The 18661-nt window shown below is 67.7% G+C and carries 18 protein-coding genes; 5 read left to right on the plus strand and 13 right to left on the minus strand.

Annotated features, from left to right (window positions below):
- Positions 1–72 precede the first annotated feature (72 nt).
- From QRN67_RS32200 to QRN67_RS32220, 5 genes are read right to left on the minus strand one after another with little or no spacing between them, the layout of a single operon-like run.
- Positions 73–621 (minus strand): TIGR00725 family protein, encoded by a 549-nt coding sequence (locus tag QRN67_RS32200; protein WP_285415068.1) that lies wholly within the window; start codon positions 619–621, stop codon positions 73–75.
- Positions 572–1393 carry an ABC transporter permease gene (locus QRN67_RS32205; RefSeq protein ID WP_106936549.1) on the minus strand — a complete coding sequence of 274 codons (822 nt, stop codon included), beginning with the start codon at positions 1391–1393 and terminating at the stop codon, positions 572–574. Before QRN67_RS32205 ends, QRN67_RS32200 begins: the two co-directional genes overlap by 50 nt.
- A gap of 13 nt (positions 1394–1406) precedes the next feature.
- Positions 1407–2486 carry an extracellular solute-binding protein gene (locus QRN67_RS32210; protein WP_106936550.1) on the minus strand — a complete coding sequence of 360 codons (1080 nt, stop codon included), beginning with the start codon at positions 2484–2486 and terminating at the stop codon, positions 1407–1409.
- 22 nt (positions 2487–2508) lie between these two features.
- Complete coding sequence (locus tag QRN67_RS32215) at positions 2509–3537, minus strand: ABC transporter ATP-binding protein (RefSeq protein WP_285415069.1); 1029 nt, start codon at positions 3535–3537, stop codon at positions 2509–2511.
- A gap of 10 nt (positions 3538–3547) precedes the next feature.
- A complete protein-coding gene (locus QRN67_RS32220; RefSeq protein WP_285415070.1) occupies positions 3548–4333 on the minus strand; it encodes an ABC transporter permease in 786 nt (261 codons plus the stop codon).
- A 166-nt stretch (positions 4334–4499) separates the two neighbouring features.
- Between QRN67_RS32220 and QRN67_RS32225 the strand changes: the two genes are divergently transcribed.
- Positions 4500–5414: a LysR substrate-binding domain-containing protein gene (locus QRN67_RS32225; protein WP_106936552.1), complete on the plus strand. Its 915-nt coding sequence runs from the start codon at positions 4500–4502 to the stop codon at positions 5412–5414.
- A gap of 28 nt (positions 5415–5442) precedes the next feature.
- Positions 5443–6357 carry a ketopantoate reductase family protein gene (locus tag QRN67_RS32230; RefSeq protein ID WP_285415071.1) on the plus strand — a complete coding sequence of 305 codons (915 nt, stop codon included), beginning with the start codon at positions 5443–5445 and terminating at the stop codon, positions 6355–6357.
- Here QRN67_RS32230 and gorA read toward each other — a convergent pair whose 3' ends face one another.
- Positions 6358–7716 (minus strand): glutathione-disulfide reductase, encoded by a 1359-nt coding sequence (gorA, locus tag QRN67_RS32235; protein ID WP_285415072.1) that lies wholly within the window; start codon positions 7714–7716, stop codon positions 6358–6360.
- Between the two features lie 85 nt (positions 7717–7801).
- Positions 7802–9127, minus strand: a complete 1326-nt coding sequence (locus QRN67_RS32240; protein ID WP_285415073.1) for a hypothetical protein — start codon at positions 9125–9127, stop codon at positions 7802–7804.
- Positions 9128–9315: 188 nt separating this feature from the next.
- Here QRN67_RS32240 and QRN67_RS32245 point away from each other — a divergent pair, with 188 nt between their 5' ends.
- Entirely contained in the window at positions 9316–11316 is a 2001-nt protein-coding gene (locus QRN67_RS32245) for a PEP/pyruvate-binding domain-containing protein (RefSeq protein WP_285415122.1), read from the plus strand.
- Between the two features lie 38 nt (positions 11317–11354).
- Here the strand turns inward: QRN67_RS32245 and QRN67_RS32250 are convergent, their stop codons facing one another.
- From QRN67_RS32250 to QRN67_RS32275, 6 genes are all read right to left on the minus strand, one after another.
- Positions 11355–11672 carry a DUF2645 family protein gene (locus QRN67_RS32250; protein ID WP_285415074.1) on the minus strand — a complete coding sequence of 106 codons (318 nt, stop codon included), beginning with the start codon at positions 11670–11672 and terminating at the stop codon, positions 11355–11357.
- Positions 11673–11674: 2 nt separating this feature from the next.
- Complete coding sequence (locus tag QRN67_RS32255; RefSeq protein ID WP_285415075.1) at positions 11675–12184, minus strand: hypothetical protein; 510 nt, start codon at positions 12182–12184, stop codon at positions 11675–11677.
- A gap of 15 nt (positions 12185–12199) precedes the next feature.
- Positions 12200–12382 carry a hypothetical protein gene (locus tag QRN67_RS32260; protein ID WP_285415076.1) on the minus strand — a complete coding sequence of 61 codons (183 nt, stop codon included), beginning with the start codon at positions 12380–12382 and terminating at the stop codon, positions 12200–12202.
- 209 nt (positions 12383–12591) lie between these two features.
- Complete coding sequence (locus tag QRN67_RS32265) at positions 12592–14505, minus strand: TRAP transporter large permease (RefSeq protein WP_285415077.1); 1914 nt, start codon at positions 14503–14505, stop codon at positions 12592–12594.
- Complete coding sequence (locus tag QRN67_RS32270) at positions 14502–15131, minus strand: TRAP transporter small permease subunit (RefSeq protein WP_285415078.1); 630 nt, start codon at positions 15129–15131, stop codon at positions 14502–14504. Before QRN67_RS32270 ends, QRN67_RS32265 begins: the two co-directional genes overlap by 4 nt.
- 94 nt (positions 15132–15225) lie before the next feature.
- Positions 15226–16341 (minus strand): TRAP transporter substrate-binding protein, encoded by a 1116-nt coding sequence (locus tag QRN67_RS32275; protein WP_081270416.1) that lies wholly within the window; start codon positions 16339–16341, stop codon positions 15226–15228.
- Positions 16342–16518: 177 nt separating this feature from the next.
- Here QRN67_RS32275 and QRN67_RS32280 point away from each other — a divergent pair, with 177 nt between their 5' ends.
- Together QRN67_RS32280 and QRN67_RS32285 are read left to right on the plus strand one after the other, a co-directional pair.
- Positions 16519–16929: a rhodanese-like domain-containing protein gene (locus QRN67_RS32280; protein ID WP_081270415.1), complete on the plus strand. Its 411-nt coding sequence runs from the start codon at positions 16519–16521 to the stop codon at positions 16927–16929.
- A 159-nt stretch (positions 16930–17088) separates the two neighbouring features.
- On the plus strand, positions 17089–18621 hold the full coding sequence (locus QRN67_RS32285) for an FGGY-family carbohydrate kinase (protein WP_285415079.1): 1533 nt from the start codon (positions 17089–17091) through the stop codon (positions 18619–18621).
- The last annotated feature ends 40 nt before the right edge of the window (positions 18622–18661 follow it).

Below are 18661 nucleotides of genomic sequence, written 5' to 3' on the forward strand. Positions count from 1 at the left end.
GGAGGGCGAAGCCCGGGGGACATTCGCGGAGGGGAGTACCCGGTGGCCTGTGCACGCACCCCGAAAGAAACCTCAGCCCAGCAGGCACCCCAGCACCTTCGCAAGCATGTCGTTCACATCGACAGCCTGCACCGCCCCGGGCAGCGCCACATCGCCGTGCATCACGAACACCGGCTTGCCCCACTTCAGCCCCATCGCCATCTCCGACAGCGTGCCCATGTTGCCGCCGATGGCCACCAGGCACACGCCGCTGCGCGCGATGATGCCGTTGCGCATCTCGCCCATGCCCGTGGGAATGGCCACGCTCAGCCACTCGTTGGCGTTGCGGTCGTCGTCCTCGGGCAGGATGCCCACGGCGATGCCGCCGGCTTCCACCGCGCCGCGCGAGGCCGCGGCCATCACGCCGCCGCGCCCGCCGCACACCACCGACATGCCCGCGCGGGCCAGCGCGTGCGCCACCGCATGGGCGGCCTCGCACTCGGCCGGGCCGCCGTCGCCGGGGCCGATCATCGCCACCGGCTGGCGGTGGCGCGACGGCCCCCGCTGCTTCTGCGCCAGGCGCGCCAGCGCCTCAGTGACCGGCGCCGACAGCACCGCGCTCGCGCCTTCGCGTAAAGACATCACCCACTCCCATCACGATCACACACACCACCATCAGCACCAGCGACAACGCCGCCGCCACCGCGAAATCGGAACCGCCGTCGCCCACCTGCGCCAGCAGCATCAGCGGCAGGATGTTGAGCTGCGTGCCCACCAGCGCCAGCGCCGTGCCGTAGGTGCCCATGGCAATCGCGGCGACCATGCAGGCGTTCGACAGCACCGAAGGCAGCACCTCGGGCACCACCGTGTCCCGGAAGGCACGGGCTTTCGACGCGCCCAGCGTGCGCGCCGCCTGCGCCGGGCGCAGGTCGAGGTTCGCGAACACCGGGTACAGCGACAGCGCCACGCGCGGGATCAGGTAGTAGGCATAGGCGAAGCCCAGGCCCGACACGCTGTAGATCCAGCTGCCCAGGGCCGCCGGGTCCGCGCCCAGCCCCGCGAGCAGCTGCGTCACGAATCCCGCGCGGCCGAAGGCCAGGATGAAGCCGTAGGCGATCACCAGCCCCGAGAAAGCCAGCGGCAGGCCCAGCAGCGTCATCATCCATTGGCGCCGCGACGCCGGCTGGCGCGCCAGCTCGATCGCGATGCAGGTGCCCACCAGCGCCGACACCGCACCCGCCGCCAGCCCGAGCGCCAGCGTGTTGCGCAGCGCGCCGAAGAACAGCGGGTTGCCGAACAGCCGCCCGAAGGCGCTGCCGCCCTCGCCGAAGGCTTCCGGCAGCAGCGCCGCCAGCGGCACCGCGAAGAACAGCGCCATGAAGGCCCAGGCGGGCCAGGCGCCAAAGCGTCGCATCACGGCTGACCGATCACTTGCCCAGGGCAGCCTGTGCCCACAGCTTGTCGATCTCGGCCTTGCGCTCCGAGGCCTTCACCACGTCCAGCGGCTTGATCTGCGGCGCGGGCGGCATCTTGGCGGCCACGTCGGCGCTCAGCTGCGTGCCCGGCACGGCCGGCCGCACGAAGCCCTGCGCGAACAGCGACTGGCCGGCCTCGCTCATGATGAAGTTCAGCCACAGCTTGCCGGCGTTCGGGTTCGGGCCGTTCTTCACCAGGCTGATGGCGTAGGGCGCGGCCACGCTGGCTTCCTTCGGAATGACGACTTCCATCGCGTCGCCCATGCCGTCGACGTGCTTGGCCTTCAGGCCGTCGTTCTCGTAGCTGATCCACACGGGAATCTCGCCCTTGAGGAACTTGGCGTAGGGCGTGGTGCCTTCCACGCGCAGCACGTTGCCGGCCGAATGCAGCTTGCCCAGGTAGTCGATGCCGGGCTGCACGTTGTCGACGCTGCCGCCGTTGGCATAGGCCGCGGCGAAAGTCAGCACCTGGCCGATGCCGGTGGAGCGCGGGTCGAGGTAGACCACCGTGTTCTTGAACTCGGGCTTGAGCAGGTCGGCCCAGCCCGTGGGCACGTTCTTCACCAGCTTCTTGTTGACCAGGAAGGCGATGTTCAGCGTGTGGATGGTGAACCAGCGGCCTTCAGCCTCGCGGAACACGGGCGGCAGCTTGTCGAAGTTGACGGGCTTGAAGGGCGCGACCACGTCCTTCTTCGCGGCGTCGACGGCCGAGGCGGCGAAGTAGTAGGCGGTGTCGGCCTGCGGGCGGCGCCTGGTCTTCTCGAGCGCGACCACGGTGGCGGCGGAACCGATGTCGTTGTAGGTCAGCTCGATCTCGGGGTAGCGCTTCTTGAAGTCGCGGAACAGCGACTTCCAGTTGGCCCATTCGGGGCCGGTGTCGAAGGAGACGCACAGGCCTTCCTTCTGCGCCTCGGCGTACAGCGCCTTCTCGCCCGCATACAGCTCGGGGCCGTCGAATGCGAAGGCGGTGCGGGCCGCGAGGGTGGCCAGCGGCAGTGCGCCGGCGGCTTGGATCAGTTGTCTGCGTTGCATGGTGGCTCCTTGAGGAAAGGGTTCAGTGGTCGAGTAAACGGATGTGCCCGGGCGCGATGGCGATGGCCTCCACGGCCGGCGCGGGCGATTCGGCAAGGAAGGGCTTGGCCGCGCCCGGCACCTCGAAGTCGTAGCGCGTGAGCGCACCCAGGTAGCGCTGCGCGCGGGTGCTGCCCGCGAGACGGTTCACGGCGTCGGCTGCGGGGTCGGCGCGGATGTGCTCGGGGCGCACCAGCACGTGCACCGCGGTGCCGAAGGCGCGCTGGCCGGTGTCGGCGAAGAGTTCGGCAAAGCCCAGGTCCAGCCGGCCCGGCGCGGCCACCTTGGCGGGCAGGATGGTCGAGAGCCCGACGAACTCGGCCACCGCGCGGCTCGCGGGGTTCTCGTAGATGTCGCGCGGCGTGGCGATCTGCAGCAGCCGGCCGTCCTTGAGCATGGCGACGCGGTCGGCCATGACCAGTGCTTCTTCCTGGTCGTGCGTGACCAGCAGCGTGGTGGCGTTGAAGCGCTGCTGTATGGCGCGGATCTGGTCGCGCAGGTGGCCGCGCACGCTGGCGTCGAGCGCCGACAGCGGCTCGTCGAGCAGCAGGGCGCGCGGGTCGATGGCCAGGGCGCGCGCCAAGGCCACGCGCTGCTGCTGGCCGCCCGAAAGCTGTGCCACGGCGCGCTGCGCAAAGTCGCCCAGCCCCACGATGTCGAGCAGCTCCTGCGCGCGCTGGCGTCGTTCGGTGGCGGCCACCTTGCGCAGCTTGAGCCCGTAGGCCACGTTGTCGAGCACGCTCAGGTGCGGGAACAGCGCGTAGCTCTGGAACACCATGCCGATGTTGCGCTGGTGAACGGGCGTGCGCGACATGTCTTCGCCGTCGAGCGCGATGCGGCCGGTGTGGCCCGTCTCCAGGCCCGACACCAGCTTCAGCAGCGTCGACTTGCCGGAGCCGCTGGGGCCGATCACCGCGACCAGCTCGCCGGTGCGCACGTCGAGCGACACGTCGTGCAGGCCGTGCGTGCTGCCGGGATAGTTGTAGTTGACGTTGTCGAGTAGGAGGCTCATGGCGTATCGGTCAGGCGCGTTGCTTCACGAGGGAAGAGGAAAGAAGCGCCGACGCGCTCGCCAGCACAAGAAGGATCACCGTGGCTGCGCAGGCGAAGCCCGTGGCGCCGTAGAAGGCCTGCAGCAGCACCACGGGGTAGGTGCGGTTCTGGAAGCTCGTGAGCAGGTTCGACACGCCGAACTCGCCCACCGAGATGGCCGCCACCATCACCAGCCCGCTGATCAGGCTCTGGCGCAGGCTCGGCAGCACGATGCCGGTGAACTGCTGCCAGCCCGAGGCGCCGAGCGTGGCCGCCGCCTGCTCGAGCCGGCCGAGGTCGAGGTGGCGCAGGTCGGTCAGCAGCGTGTTGGTGAGGTAGGGCAGGGTGAGGATCGCGTGCGCGGCTATCAGCAGCGGCATCGAGCCCAGCCAGGGCGCGAGGTCGGTGTTGAACACGATCATGTAGCCGAAGGCCAGCGTGATGGCCGGCACCGCCACCGGCGTGGCGCTCACGATGCGCGCCGCCAGGCTGCCGCCGCGCTGCGCGCCGTGGTACAGCGCATAGGCCAGCGGCAAGGCCAGCACGGTGTTGATGGCGCAGGCCGACATGGCGACCACGAGGCTGCTGGCGAAAGCCTTGCGGAACGAGGTGTCGAGCCACAGGTCGACGTACCACTGTCCGGTGATGCCGGTGGGCAGCAGCGTGTTGGTCCAGTTGCCGCCCACGCTGCCGATCATCAGCAGGGCGATGGGCAGCAGCAGGTACAGGCCGTAGATGAGCGAAATGCCGCGAACCAAGGTTGTCTCCAATGTCATGGACACCCGGCATACTTTCCGGATGCGCTACTGTCAGCGCCGGGCATGCCGCCGCGTTGCCCCGAATTCTAGGAACCGCGTGCGTACTTATGGGTGAAAGTTGGATGACGACACTTGAGCAATCAGAAAGCGTTTTTCACACAGCTTTCATCAAGCGGAGCGATGCATGAAGCGCGACTGCCCCACCATCCAGGAGCTGCTGGCCTTCGACGCGGTGGCGCGCCACCAGAGCATCACGCTCGCGGCGGGCGCCCTGTGCATCACCGTGAGCGCGGTCAGCAAGCAGATCGCAGGGCTCGAGGCTTTCCTGGGCCGCGAGCTGCTGCAGAAGAACGGTCGCGGCGTGCAGCTCACGCCGCAGGGCCGCGTGTACTGGCAGAAGATCTCGGGCGGCCTGCGCGCCATCGAGACCGCGACCTTCGAGGCCCGCTCGGGCGACGCGGGCGCGGGGCTGCTCACGCTGGCCAGCGTGCCCACCTTTCTCACCAAGTGGCTCATTCCGCGGCTGCCTGCCTTCAGCCAGAAGAGCCGCCACGTGATGCTGAGCTTCAGCCGCCACCTGGAGCCCAGCGACGGCATTCCGGCGGGCGTGGACGCCGCCATCCGCTACGGCCCCGACGGCTGGCCCGGCGTGGTGTCCGAATACATCGCGGGGCGCGAGTTCGTGCTGATCGTGGCGCGCTCGCTGGTCGAGGGGCGCCACCGCATCGCGCAGCCCGCCGACATCACCGGCCACACGCTGCTGCATCACGAAGGCGCGCCCGGCGCGTGGCGGCAATGGGCCGCGCAGCACGGCGTGCCGGAAGTGCAGACGGTGGCGGGGCCGCGCTTCGCGCAGTACTCGGCGCTGATCCAGGCGGCGCTCAACGGACTGGGCATCGGCCTCGTGCCCAGGCTGCTGGTGCAGGAAGAGCTGGCCGAAGGCGCGCTGCTGAGCCCCTGCGGCACGCCGGTGAGCGTGAACCAGGGCCACTATCTCTGCTACCGGCCCGACCGGCTCGACCTGCCGGCCTTCGTGGCGTTCCGCGAATGGCTGCTGGCCGAGGGCGCGGCCTCGCGCGGCGCCGAGGCCGAGGCATGATCCCCGCAACATCCAAGGAGTCGCATCGATGAAAGTCGCAGTCATGGGCGCCGGCGCGGTCGGTTGCTACTACGGCGCCATGCTGGCGCGCGCGGGCCACGAGGTGGTGCTGATCGGCCGGCCCGCGCATGTGGAGGCCGTCAACGCCAACGGGCTGCGGCTGGAGACCCGGGCCTTCGACGAGCAGGTGCGGATGGCCGCGAGCACCGAACCCGGCGCGGTGCAGGGTGCCGACCTGGTGCTGTTCTGCGTCAAATCCACCGACAGCGAATCGGCCGCCGCGCAGATCGGGCCGCACCTGGCGCCCGGCGCGCTGGTGCTCACGCTGCAGAACGGCGTGGACAACGACGAGCGCGTGCGCGCGGTGCTGCCGGCGTCGAACGAAGTGGCCGCCGCCGTCGTCTACGTGGCCACCGGCATGTCCGGCCCCGGCCACGTGAAGCACAACGGGCGCGGCGAGCTGGTGATCGCGCCGTCGCGCCGCAGCGAGGAAGTCGCGCGGCATCTGGCGGCGGCCGGCGTGCCCACGCAGATCTCGGACAACGTGCGCGGCTCGCTCTGGGCCAAGCTGATCCTCAACTGCGCCTACAACGCGCTCTCGGCCATCACGCAGCTGCCCTACGGCGTGCTCGTGCAAGGCACGGGCGTGAGCGACGTGATCCGCGACGTGGTGGCCGAATGCCTCGCGGTGGCGAAGGCCGAAGGCGTCGAAGTGCCGGGCGACACCGACGCCGCCCTGCGCGGCATCGCGCAGACCATGCCCGCGCAGTATTCGTCGACCGCTCAGGATTTGGCGCGCGGCAAGCTCAGCGAGATCGACCACCTCAACGGGCTGGTCGTGCGGCGCGGCGAGGCGCTGGGCGTGCCAACGCCGGCCAACCGGGTGCTGTTCGTGCTGGTGAAGCTGCTGGAGGGCAAGCCGCAGCAGGCGGCGCAGGCCTGATCAGCCGGGCATCGGCTCGCGCATGGTCACGAACTCTTCGGCGGCCGTGGGGTGGATGCCGATGGTGCTGTCGAACAGCGCCTTCGTCGCGCCCGCGCGCATCGCCACGGCAAAGCCCTGCACCACTTCGCCGGCATCCGCGCCCACCATGTGCAGGCCCACCACGCGGTCGGTGGCCTTGTGGACCACCAGCTTCATGAAAGTTCGCTCGTTGCGGCCCGACAGCGTGTGGCGCAGCGACTTGAACTCGCTCGAGAACACGGTCACTTCGCCGAACTTCGCGCGCGCTTCGATCTCGCCGTAGCCGCAGGTGCCGATGTTCGGGTGCGTGAACACGGCGGTGGGAATGAACTCGTAGTCGAGCCGGCGCTTGCCCTTGCCGAAGAGCTCGTCGACCACCACCATCGCCTCGGCCAGCGCCACCGGCGTGAGCTGCACGCGCGTGGAGACGTCGCCCACCGCGTAGATCGACGGCACCGAGCTGCGGTAGTGCGCATCGACCGCGATCGCGCCTTTCTCGTCGAGCTTCACGCCCGCGGCCTCCAGGCCCAGGCCCTGCGTGTTGGGCACGCGCCCCGTCGCGAAGAGCACCGTGTCGGCCTCGATCTGCTGGCCGCGTGCCAGCGTGACGGTGAAGCCGCCCGCGCCGCGCGCGACGGAAACGGCCTCGCAGTTGAGCCGCAGGTCGACACCCGCCTTGCCCATCTCGCTGGCGAGGAACTGCCGCACGTCGTCGTCGAAGCCGGTGAGCAGGTGCGCGCGGCGATGCAGCTGCGTCACCTTGGCGCCCAGGCCGTTGAAGATGGAGGCGAACTCGCAGGCGATGTAGCCGCCGCCCACCACCAGCAGTCGCCTGGGGAACGGGTCGAGGTCGAACATCGCGTCGGAGGTCACGATGTGCTCGCGGCCCGGAATGTCGGGCACGAAGGGCGTGCCGCCGGTGGCTACCAGCAGGTGGCGCGCCGTGTGGCGCTTGCCGTCGATCTCGACCGTGTGGGCATCGACCAGCTGGGCCCAGCCGGTGACGAGCGTCACGCCGGCGTTTTTCAGCAGCGAGCCGTAGATGCCGTTGAGCCGGCCGATCTCTTTCGCGCGCTGCGACTTGAGATGCGCCCAGTCGAACTGCGGGGCCTGCGGCAGCTTCCAGCCGTAGCCCGCGGCCTCCTCGAAGGATTCGGCGTAGCCGGCCGCGTAGCTGTAGAGCTTCTTGGGTATGCAGCCCACGTTGACGCAGGTGCCGCCGAGATCGGCGGCCTCGGCCAGCCCGACGCGCGCGCCGGTTTGCGCCGCCATGCGCGCGGCGCGCACGCCGCCGCTGCCGCCGCCGATGACGAAGAGATCGAAGTCGAATTTGGGCATGAAAAGCTCCTTGGCCGCCGACTTTAGCGGCGGGTGGATTGGCGGAGCTTTCGGCGGGGCTTCCGGCGCCCCGCGCCCGCGGGGATCAGCGCGAGTCCGGCGAGGTCCAGAGCCGCTTCAGGTCTTCGCCCTGGCCTTGTTGCTGCTGCGGCGTTGCGGCAGCGCCGCGTTGCTGTTGCTGCTGTATCGCACGAAGCTGCGCTTCCTGGGCCTGGCGCAACGCGTTCTGCTGCGCCGCCTGCTGGGCCTGCACCTGTTGCTGCATCTGTACGGCGCGCAGTTGCATCTCCTGCTGCTGGCGAAGCTGCAGTTGCTGCTGCTGGACTTGCGCCGCCTGCTGCGCCGCGCGCTGTTGCTGTTGAAGCAGCTGCTGTTGCTGCTGGGCCTGCGCCTGCGCGGCGCGCAGCTGCATTTCCTGTTGCTGGCGCAGGGCCTGCTGTTGCTGCTGCTGGAGCTGCAACTGGATCTGCTGTTGTTGCTGCTGTTGCCGCCAGCGGTCCTGCTCGGCGCGATCGCGCCACTCGCGGCGCTGCTGCCATTCGCGCTGCTGGCGCCATTCCTGGTCGCGGCGCCAATCTTCCTGCTGGCGGAGTTCCTCCTGCTGCTGGCGCCACTCCTGCTCGCGCTGCCAGGCCAGCTGTTGCTCCTGCTGCGCCCTGTAGTCGGGCTCGTAGCGCACCTGCGGCGGCGGCACGGCCACCACCGCCGGTTGCACCAGCAGGCCGGGCGGCTCGAAGCGTGCGGTGCCGAAGGAGCGGTCCTCGTTCCGGTCGCGCTCGGCCACCCAGGCGTCGAAGCCGGCGTTCTGCACCCGCTGGGTCTGCACGACCGCCAGGTCGCGTCCGGACACGGTCGTCTGCTGGCGGTCGGTCAGCAACTGCGAGGCGCCGTTCCTTCCGTACAGCGTGAGCCGGCCCGACGCCACCGCCACCCAGGTGGTGGAAGTGGCGGTGTCCGCAGCAAAGCGGTATTCGCCCGGCGCGGTGATCACAGCCTGCAGGTTGCCGGTGTGGATCTTCAGGCGCTGGCCTGCCAGGCCGTCGCGCACGCGCAGCTGCAGCTCGCCCTGGGTGGTGGTGATGTCCACGAAGTTGCCGTCGAGTCCCGAGAACTCCACCTGCGTCTGGCTGCCCAGCCGCAGCGCCACCGGACCGATGTAGAACTCGGCGCGCGCGTTGCGGTCGGTCCAGACGCGGTCGCCGACCGACAGCGTGCTGCCTTGCCGGGCCGCCTGCCAGCGGTCCTGGCCGGCGGGCGCGATGCTCACGGTGCCCTGCTGCTGGTTCAGGCGTGCGATCTGGCCCTGTGGGCCGGGCTGGGCGCCGGCCGCGATGCCGGCGCCCAGGAGCGCCAGGCCGAGCAGCCACTGTTGCAGCGGGCGACGAATGCGCCCGGGTGTCTTGCGGTTCATGTGTTTCCTCTGATCCCCGGATGTACGAAGCGGTCCGGTCGCTTGGTTTGCCTGTTTGTAACGCGCGAGAATCCGCTGCCGCTGTCAGCGCCGTCCCCTTGCTTGGTGAAGCGCAGGTGCATTCGGCAACCAGCTGTAAGGAGGGAACAGAGGTGAAGAACGAAAACAACGCGCGCCTTGAGGGCGAAATGTGCTTCCACAAGAGATGGCCGGCGCTGCTGGCGCTGTGCGTCGCCGCCACCGCGGCGGTGCCGGCCGCCGCCCAGCTCGCCCGCAAGCCTTCTTACTATCAGCAACAGAACCAGCAGGGCCCGGCCCAGCCGCAGGGGGCGCGTGCGGCGGTGCCGTCGTCGCTGCCTGCGCTGCGCAGCCAGGGCGACTTCGACCAGCTCGCGCGCGTCTACGACGCCGGCACGCCGATGCAGCTGGCTCACGTGCTGTTCGTCGTCGACCTGAAGGCGAAGCCAGCGCCGCGCATGTACTACATCGACACGCCGCGCTACCAGCTGCACGTGCGGTTCCTGCGCGACACGCGGCTGGCGCCCGACACCGCCAAGCGCGAGATCGATCGCAACTACCTCGTGCCCGACCGCCGCTTCCTGTTCGGCACGCTGAGCTGGCAGCAGAACATCGGCGCCTTCAGCTACGAATTCTGGGAAGGCGACTGGCTCACCGCGCCGCTGCTGCGGCAGGCCGACGCGCAGGTGAAGGCCAGCTTCTTCGCGCCCGTGAAGTTCAAGACCAACTCCACGCTGCACGAGCGAATTGCCATGGAAACCGGCATCGACTATGTGAGCCAGGAGGCGCTGATCCGCGAGCAGCCCTATCTGCCGATGAACGTCGGCACCGCCACCGGCCGCGTGCGCGTGGTGGAGGACGAGTCGGGCATCAACGCACTGCTGCCCGACGACATCGCGGTGCTGCGGCAGGTGCCCCTGAGCCTGCCGCCGGTGGCGGGCGTGCTGACCGAGCGGCCGTCCACGGCGCTGTCGCACGTCAACCTGCTGGCCAAGGGCTGGGGCATTCCGAACGCCTATGTGCGCGACGCTGCGACGGTGCTGAAGGAGCACGCGGGCCAGTGGGTGGCGCTGAAGGTCGCGGCCTCGGGCTACCAGGTGCGCCGCCTCACGGCCGATGAAATCGCGGCGCTGCCGCCGCGTGCGGTGCGCACCGCTTCCGCCGGCGCCACGCCCGGCGGTGCAAAGGCCGTCAAGCCCGACCTGCGCGAGACCCGCCTGCTGCCATTGGCATCGCTGCGCGCCCGCAACAGCGCGCAGTGCGGCACCAAGGCCGCCAACCTCGGCGCCATGCAGGCCGCACGCATTCCGGGCACGTCGGTGCCCGACGGCTTCTGCGTGCCCTTTGCCCACTACGACCGCTTCATGCGTGCCAACGGCCTGGGCGAGCGCATCGCGCGCATGCAGCAGCAACCCGGCTTCGCGAGCGACCCCAAGGTCCGCCAGAAGGCGCTGGCGCAACTGCGCGACGAGATCGTGCAATGGCCGGTCGATGCGGCCACTGCCGCTTCATGGCGCGCGGCATGGCAGTCGCAATTGGGCGGGGGTGGCGTGTTCGTGCGCAGTTCGTCCAACTCCGAAGACCTGCCCGGCTTCAGCGGCGCGGGGCTCTACACCACCGTGCCCAACGTCAAGACCGGCGACGCGCTCGAGGCCGCGGTCAAGAAGGTCTGGGCTTCGGTCTTCAACCCCGAGGCATGGGAGGCGCGCGGCGCCGCGGGCTTCGGCGCCGAGTCGGTGCTGATGGGCGTGTTCGTGCAGACCGCCATCGACTCGACCAACGCCGGCGTGCTGATCACCCGCGACCCCTTCGACGCGGGGCATGCGCACGTCACCTACATCTCTGCCAAGCGCGGCATCGGCATCCGCGTGGTCGAGGGGCAGCGGGTGGCGGAGCAGGTGATGTATTCGAGCTGGTCCAAGGCCATCCAGGTGCTGAGCCGCTCGGCCGAAGACACGGCGTTGCAGCTCGACAAGGACGGCGGCGTGAAGGAAGTGCCGCTGCAGGCCGGGCGCAACGTGCTGACCGACGACCTGGTGGTGCGCCTGGCCAACGTGGGCGCGGCGGTGAAGCGCACCTTCAACGCGGTCGACCAGGACATCGAATGGGCGACGGTGGGCGACAGGATCGTGCTGCTGCAGGCGCGGCCGTATGTGGAGCGGCGGCGCTGAGACAGGGCCGCGAACCTTCAACCCTTTGCCTTGCCAGCTCAGCACAACGGGTAATAGATAAAAAAACGCCACCCCCAAATCGCGAGCAAGGCAATGGCAATCCAAAGGGAGTAATGTATTTTTTTCTCTCTGATTGACTGGATCGCTGCAAAGACAAAGAGTGGAATTAAAAAGGCGACAGAGAAAAATCTGGTGCTGATGTCATTGTCAATAGGCAATCCACAAAAAGTCAGCCCATCGGATTTTGCACTCGGCTCGTCCAACATCCATTCATACTTGTTCATGGGCATGAGAAGCATCAGGGCAATGCAAAAGAATGCATACGCCGATACAACTGCCAGGCCTATTCTTTTCATTGTCAGACTTTTTCGAGAAGCATTGAGATATGGTCGCGATGCTCCAGCATTCTGCGCCCATATTCGGAAAATTGCCTGCCTTGGCTCCCAGGGGGAAGCTTTATTGAATCTATAAATTCATTTAACGCACGCTCGATGCCTCGGTTATAGCGAGAGCCTGCGACGATGAATTGTTCGTCAGTGAGATTTGAAGTATCGGTGCCTGGGTAGTCGTACAGGATCAGATTTTTCAGATGCAGAGCAACGACGTTCAAATTGAACGTGTCGGTCTCAAGGCACGCAATCAGGTTCATTCGATCGGAGTACGACAACAGTTCGATCGGTATGCCTAGCTCTTTGGAGGCAACCCGCAGCTGAATGCTGACCGCGCCAACCGATGTTTCTTCGGGCGGCTTTCCAAATTTGACGGGTCTGCCAGCCAGTGTTCGCTGCAACGTGCGTCCTTGGAATACCGGTCTTTTAATGCCGTCGGGTTTGCCGCCCACTTCGGCCCAAGCGACGCAGCCGAGCATCGCAGGAGGGATTCGCTATTGCTCCGCCGCATCTTTTATACGGAATTTATTGTAAACAACCCAACCGTCTTTGTACGCTTGCAGATATGCTCGCCCGCCACCCATTTTTTCCGATAATACGCGCCATTTGAAAACGTCCCAACTTTTCCATTTGGGATGATTTGAATTGTCCGGCGCGCAAAACTCCCTGCCGCTCATGTGCCACTCCCTTTTTAATTTGAGGCATCATGGTAGGGGCGCTCGGCCCAGTCTGCTATGTCTCAAGTAGCAGCCTGAGAATTTCTGCACGCTTGAGCATATATTTGCTCAGGCATGGGGTTCATGCGGGAGCAGGTCGCAAAGGCGGCTCGGCTCTTTATCGTCAATGGAACCGCGCCGGAGTAGACGCAGAGCGCGACGACATTGCTCTACTTGTAGAGCAGCTGCGGCAGCCACAGCCCGATCTGCGGCCACGTGTACAGCAGCACGATCGCCAGCACCTGGATGCCCATGAAGGGCAGCATGCCCAGGAAGATCTGGTTGAGCGTCACGTGCGGCGGGCTCACGCCCTTCAGGTAGAAGGCGGCCATGGCCACCGGGGGCGACAGGAAGGCCGTCTGCAGGTTGAGCGCCACCAGCAGCCCGAAGAACAGCGGGTCGACGCCGAAGTTGTCGAGCAGCGGGATGAAGATGGGCATGAAGATCACGATGATCTCGGTCCACTCCAGCGGCCAGCCCAGCAGGAAGATGATGACCTGGCTCAGGATCAGGAACTCCACCTTCGTGAGGTTCATGCCCAGCACCCACTCTTCCACCAGCGCCTGCCCGCCCAGCAGCGCGAACGCGGCCGAGAAGATGGCCGAGCCCACGAAGAGCCAGCACACCATGGCCGATGTCTTGGCCGTGAGGAACACCGACTCCTTCAGCACCGTGAGGTTCAGCCGCCGGTAGGCCGCGGCCAGCAGCATGCCGCCGAGCGCGCCCATGGCGGCCGCCTCGGTCGGCGTGGCAAGGCCCAGCACGATGGAGCCCAGCACCGAAAGGATCAGCAGCACCAGCGGGAAGAACGACGCCAGCAGCATCTTGAAGATCTCGAGCCGCGCGAAGCTCAGGAACAGGTAGAACAGCGTGACGATGGCGCCGAAGATCGCGAAGGTGACCCACCACCAAGTGGGAGCGGGGCGCTCGGTGGCGGCTTCGGCGGCGCCTTGCGTTGCTTCTGCCGGCTCGGCCAGCGGCGCGGCGGCCGCGGCGGGCTCCGGCGCCTGTTCACCGCCGGGGGGCTCCTGCAGGCCTTCTTCGCGCGGCGGCTCCTGCAGCCCGCCTTCGGACGGCGGTTCCTGCAAGCCGCCCGCGGCGGGTGCGCTGCGCACGGCGCCGATCTCCTCGATGTCGTAGCGCGCCTGCGCCTCCACCGTGGTCACGGCCTTGTAGCTGAAAGCCGCCAGCAGCAGGAAGATCACGCCGGGCATCGCGACGATGCCGAGCTGCTTCAGCACATGCGAGAGCGGCACGCCGGCATTGCGCCGCCCCTTGACCAAGCCCACCAGCGCATGCGCGGCGGGGCTTTCGGCCAGCCGCTGCGACAGCGGCGGCAGCGGCACCACGCGCTCGGCCTGCGACAGCGGCGGCGCCCATTGCGGCTTGATCCACGCGATGATGATCACGTACAGCACATAGAGCGAAGCCAGCATCAGCCCCGGAAAGAAGGCGCCCGCATACAGCTGCACCACCGAGACCCCGGCCGTCGCGCCGTACACGATCAGCAGCACCGACGGCGGAATCAGGATGCCCAGGCAGCCGCCCGCCGTGATCGCGCCCGCGGCCAGCGGCACGCTGTAGCCCGCGCGCAGCATGGCCGGCAGCGCCAGCAGGCCCATCAGCGTGACCACCGCGCCCACGATGCCAGTGGCCGTCGCGAAGATGGTGCAGGTGACCAGCGTCGCCACCGCGAGCGCGCCCGGCAGCCGCGCGAGCGCCAGGTGCAGGCTCTTGAACAGCGATTCGATGAGGTTCGCGCGCTCCACCAGGTAGCCCATGAACACGAACAGCGGCACCGCGATGAGCACGTCGTTGGCCATGGTCTTGAAGGCCGACTGCACCATCAGGTCGAGCGTGCGGTGCCAGTCGCGGTCGTAGGCGAGCCAGGTGAAGATCATGCCCATGCCCATCAGCGTGAACGCCGTGGGAAAGCCCAGCATGATGGCCACGACCACCAGCGACAGCATCAGCAGGCCCAGGTGGCCGTTGGTGATGGTGGGCGCGTTCGCCAGCACGGTGCCGGCGCCGACCACGATCAGCGCCATGAACGACAGGCCGAACCAGAGTTCGCGGCGGATCATCGCGCGCCCCCGGTGGCGGCTTGCCCCACCACCACGCGGTCGAGCGCGGCGATGTCCTCGTCTTTCACGTGCACCATTTCCTTGAGCTTCTCGACGTCGACCTCTTCCACGTCCTGCTCGCGCGAAGGCCATGCGCCCTGCCGGATGCACTGCACGCAGCGGATGATCTCGACGATGCCCTGCAGCAGCAGCGTGAAGCCCGCGAGCGGGATGATGTACTTGAAGGGGTACAGCGGCAGCGGCTCGGCCGAGAAGGTCTGCTCGCGGATGGCGAGCGACTCGCCCGCGTAGATCCAGCCGGCCCAGGTGAGCGCGACGATGCCCGGCAGGAAGAACACGATGTACAGCACCAGGTCGACCGTCGCCTGCGTGCGCGGACGGAAGAAGCCGTAGAGCACGTCGCCGCGCACGTGGCCGTTCTTCGAGAGCGTGTAGGCGCCGGCGGTCATGAACATCGCGCCGTACAGCATGATCTGCGCGTCCAGCACCCAGGCGTGCGGCTTGTTGAGCGCATAGCGCGAGAACACCTCCCAGCTGATGAGCAGCGTGAGCAGCAGCGCGCACCAGGCGAAGGTCTTGCCAATCCATGTGGAGAACCGGTCGACCGCCAGCAGGAAAGATTGCATCGGAACGAACTCCTCGCCGCGACCCATGCGCGGCATGCGTGCAGGCATGAAAAAGAGGGCGCCGCCCGGGCGCCCTCGCGTCACATGAATCGCATCAGGCCTTCCTGGCCTGTCGTCCGAAGTAGTGGTTGTAGGCCATCTTGAAATCGACCGAGTAGTCGTTCTGCCACTGGCCCGCGCGCTCGGCAAAGGCGCGCTGCGAGTCGAGCACCTTCTTGAACATCGGGTTCTCGGCCGACTTCTTCGCGATGGTCTTGTCCCATGAGGCGAGCTGCGCGCGCAGCACCGCGTCGGGCGTCTTGTAGAACTTGATGCCGGATTTCTTCAGCTCTTCGTAGTCCTTCGAGTTGCGGTCGATGGCCTTCCAGCTCATGTCGGCGCTGGCGGCCTGCGTGGCGTATTCGATGATGGATTTGAGCTCGGGCGGCAGCGACTTCAGCTTGCTGCCGTTGAACAGCACCTCGAACTGTTCGCCGCTCTGGTGGAAGCTCTGCAGCATGCAGTTCTTCGCCACGTCGGGAAAGCCCAGCACGCGGTCGCTCGATGCGTTGTTGAACTCGGCCGCGTCGATCAGGCCGCGGTCCAGCGCGGGCACGATCTCGCCGCCGGGCAGCGGGTTCACGGCGGCGCCCATGTCGGTGAACACGTCCACCGCCAGGCCCACGGTGCGGAACTTCAGGCCCTTCATGTCCTCGGCCTTGGCCACCGGCTTCTTGAACCAGCCCAGCGGCTGCGTGGGCATGGGGCCGTAGAGGTAGGAGGCCACGTCGAGGTTCAGGCCCTTGTAGATCTCGTCCATCAGCGCCTTGCCGCCGCCGTAGGTGTGCCAGGCCAGGATCATGTTGGCGTCCATGCCGTAGCCGGGGCCCGAGCCCCACAGCGCGAGCGCGGAGTTCTTGCCGTACCAGTACGCCACCACGCCGTGGCCGCCGTCGAGCGTGCCCTTGGCCACCGCGTCGAGCAGCTGGAATGCGGGCACCACCGAGCCGGCCGGCAGCACCTCGATCTTCAGGCGGTTGCCCGCCATGTCATTGACCTTCTTGGCGTAGTCCTGCGCGTACTCGTGGAAGATGTCTTTCGCGGGCCAGGTGCTCTGGAAGCGCAGCGAAGTGGTCTGGGCCATGCTGACCATCGGCACGGACATGGCACCGGCGGCCACGGCGGCGCCCTTGAGCAGCCCGCGGCGGCGGGGCAGTTTGCTGTCTGTCATTTGTCTCTCTCCAATTGGCTGTTCTGACTGGGGGAACCCAGGCTGCCGTCTTGGAGTTATGGTTTGACAGGCCCAAGCCGCCATCTTTGGCGCACAGGAACACGCAACAAACAGGGTTTTCACGAAGCGGTGAAAAATTCCGGTCATTGAAAACCCGCATTCCAAGGAAGAAAGCAGATGACTGATCCCGTCGAGAACAAGGGCTACGCCGGCGACGTGACACCCGAGCAGGCCGCGCAATGGATGGCCGGCGGCGAGGCCGTGATGGTCGACGTGCGCACCGACGCCGAGCGCGAGTGGGTCGGCTACGTGCCCGGCGCCGTGCCGCTGGCTTGGAAGCAATGGCCGGGCATGGCGATGAACCCGGCCTTCGACGACGGCGTGCGCGCGGCGGCCGAGGGCGGCAGGAAACTCGTGATGCTGTGCCGCAGCGGCGTGCGCTCCATCGCTGCCGCGAAGCGCGCGACCGAACTGGGCGTGGAGGCATACAACATCCTCGAAGGCTTCGAGGGCAATCCGGACGAGAACGGCCACCGTGGCCTGACAGGCGGCTGGCGCAAGCGCGGGCTGCCCTGGAAGCAGAACTAGGCGTCGGGGAGGGCGCGCACCGCGCCCCGGAAGCGGCGAGCGCGATGAGGTAAACCCCGATGGCCGTGCGGCCAGTGCCTCAATACGATTGCGCAGCAGCGCACAATCGATTGTGCGACCCGCATCGGCTCACTCCCTGCATTCCCTTTTCTCGTTCCCATGAAGCACGCATTGCTCGGCATCGACGTCGGAACCTACAGCAGCAAGGCCACCCTGACGACGTTCGACGGACGCATCCTCAACACCGCCACGATCCCCCACGACATCAGCCTGCCGCACCCCGGCCATGTGGAGCAGGACGCCGACAAGGTCTGGTGGCACGACGTCTGCGCGCTGTGCAGGAAGGTGATGGAAGGCACCGGCCTGAGCGGGCAGGATGTCGCCGCGCTGGCCGTGAGTGCGATCGGCCCCTGCGTGGTGCCGCTGGATGCCCGGATGCGCCCGCTGCGCCCCGCCATCCTGTACGGCGTGGACGTGCGCGCGCAGGCGGAGATCGCCGAGATCGAGTCGGAGTTCGGCGCCGCGGCCATTCGCGAGTTCTCGCTGATGGACCTCACCAGCCAGGCCATCGGCCCGAAGATCCGCTGGCTTCGCAAGCATGAGCCCGATGTCTGGGCGGCAACCGCGCATCTGGCCACGGCCAGCTCCTACCTGGGCTGGCGCCTCACGGGGCAGCATCGCATCGACCGGCACACGGCCAGTCACTACATGCCCCTGTACAACCCCCGCACGGGCATGTGGGACGAGCGCTTCAATCGCGCCTTCGTGCCGTTGCATGCACTGCCCCGGCCCGCCTGGTCCGACGAGATCGCCGGCGAGATCACCGCGCAGGCCGCGCAAGCCACCGGCCTTTCCGCGGGAACTCCGGTGGCCGTGGGCGCGGTCGACGCATTGAGCGAGGCGATCAGCGTGGGTGCGGTCGCCCCCGGCGACCTGATGGTGATGTATGGAAGCACCACTTTCTTCGTGCTGGTGCAGGACAGGCCGACGCCCGATCCGCGGGTCTGGACCGTGGCGGGCGCCTACGAAGGGCAATTCAATCTGGCCGCCGGCATGAGCACCACGGGCAGCCTGACGCGCTGGTTCAAGGACGAGCTTGCGCGCGACCTCGCCGAGCCCGGCGGCTACGCCGCGCTTTTCGACGGCGCCGCCAATGTGGCGCCGGGCGCTGGCGGATTGCTGGTGCTGCCGTATTTCAGCGGCGAGCGCACGCCCATCAACGACACGCGGGCCAGCGGCGTGATCGCGGGGCTGAGCCTGTCGCATTCCAGGGAGCAGCTTTTCAGGGCCGTGCTGGAAGGAGTGGGCTTCGGTGTGCGCCACAACCTCGAAGCCTTCGCCGACATCGGCGCCAAGGTCGATCGCGTGGTGGCCGTCGGCGGCGGCGCACAAGGCAACACCTGGCTGCAGATCGTCTCCGACATCGCGCAGGTGGAGCAGGAAGTGCCGGCCGTGACCGTGGGCGCGAGCTTCGGCAATGCCTTCCTGGCGGGCTGCGCGGCGGCCCTCGTGCAGCGTGGCGACATCGGCCGGTGGGTCCGGCCCGGGCGCCGCATCGTGCCGGACCCTTCGCGGCGCGCGCTCTACGACGACATGTACGCCCAGTACCGCAAGCTCTACGACGGCACCCGCGACGTGATGCATGCATTGAAATCCATCGCGGCGGGCCAGGCGGATCAGAGGCCGCAATAGCGGGTCGCCAGGGCTGCACCTCCAACGCTCGAAGGCTGTC

It is taken from the genome of Variovorax sp. efr-133-TYG-130 (assembly GCF_030208835.1).
Classification (GTDB): domain Bacteria; phylum Pseudomonadota; class Gammaproteobacteria; order Burkholderiales; family Burkholderiaceae_C; genus Variovorax.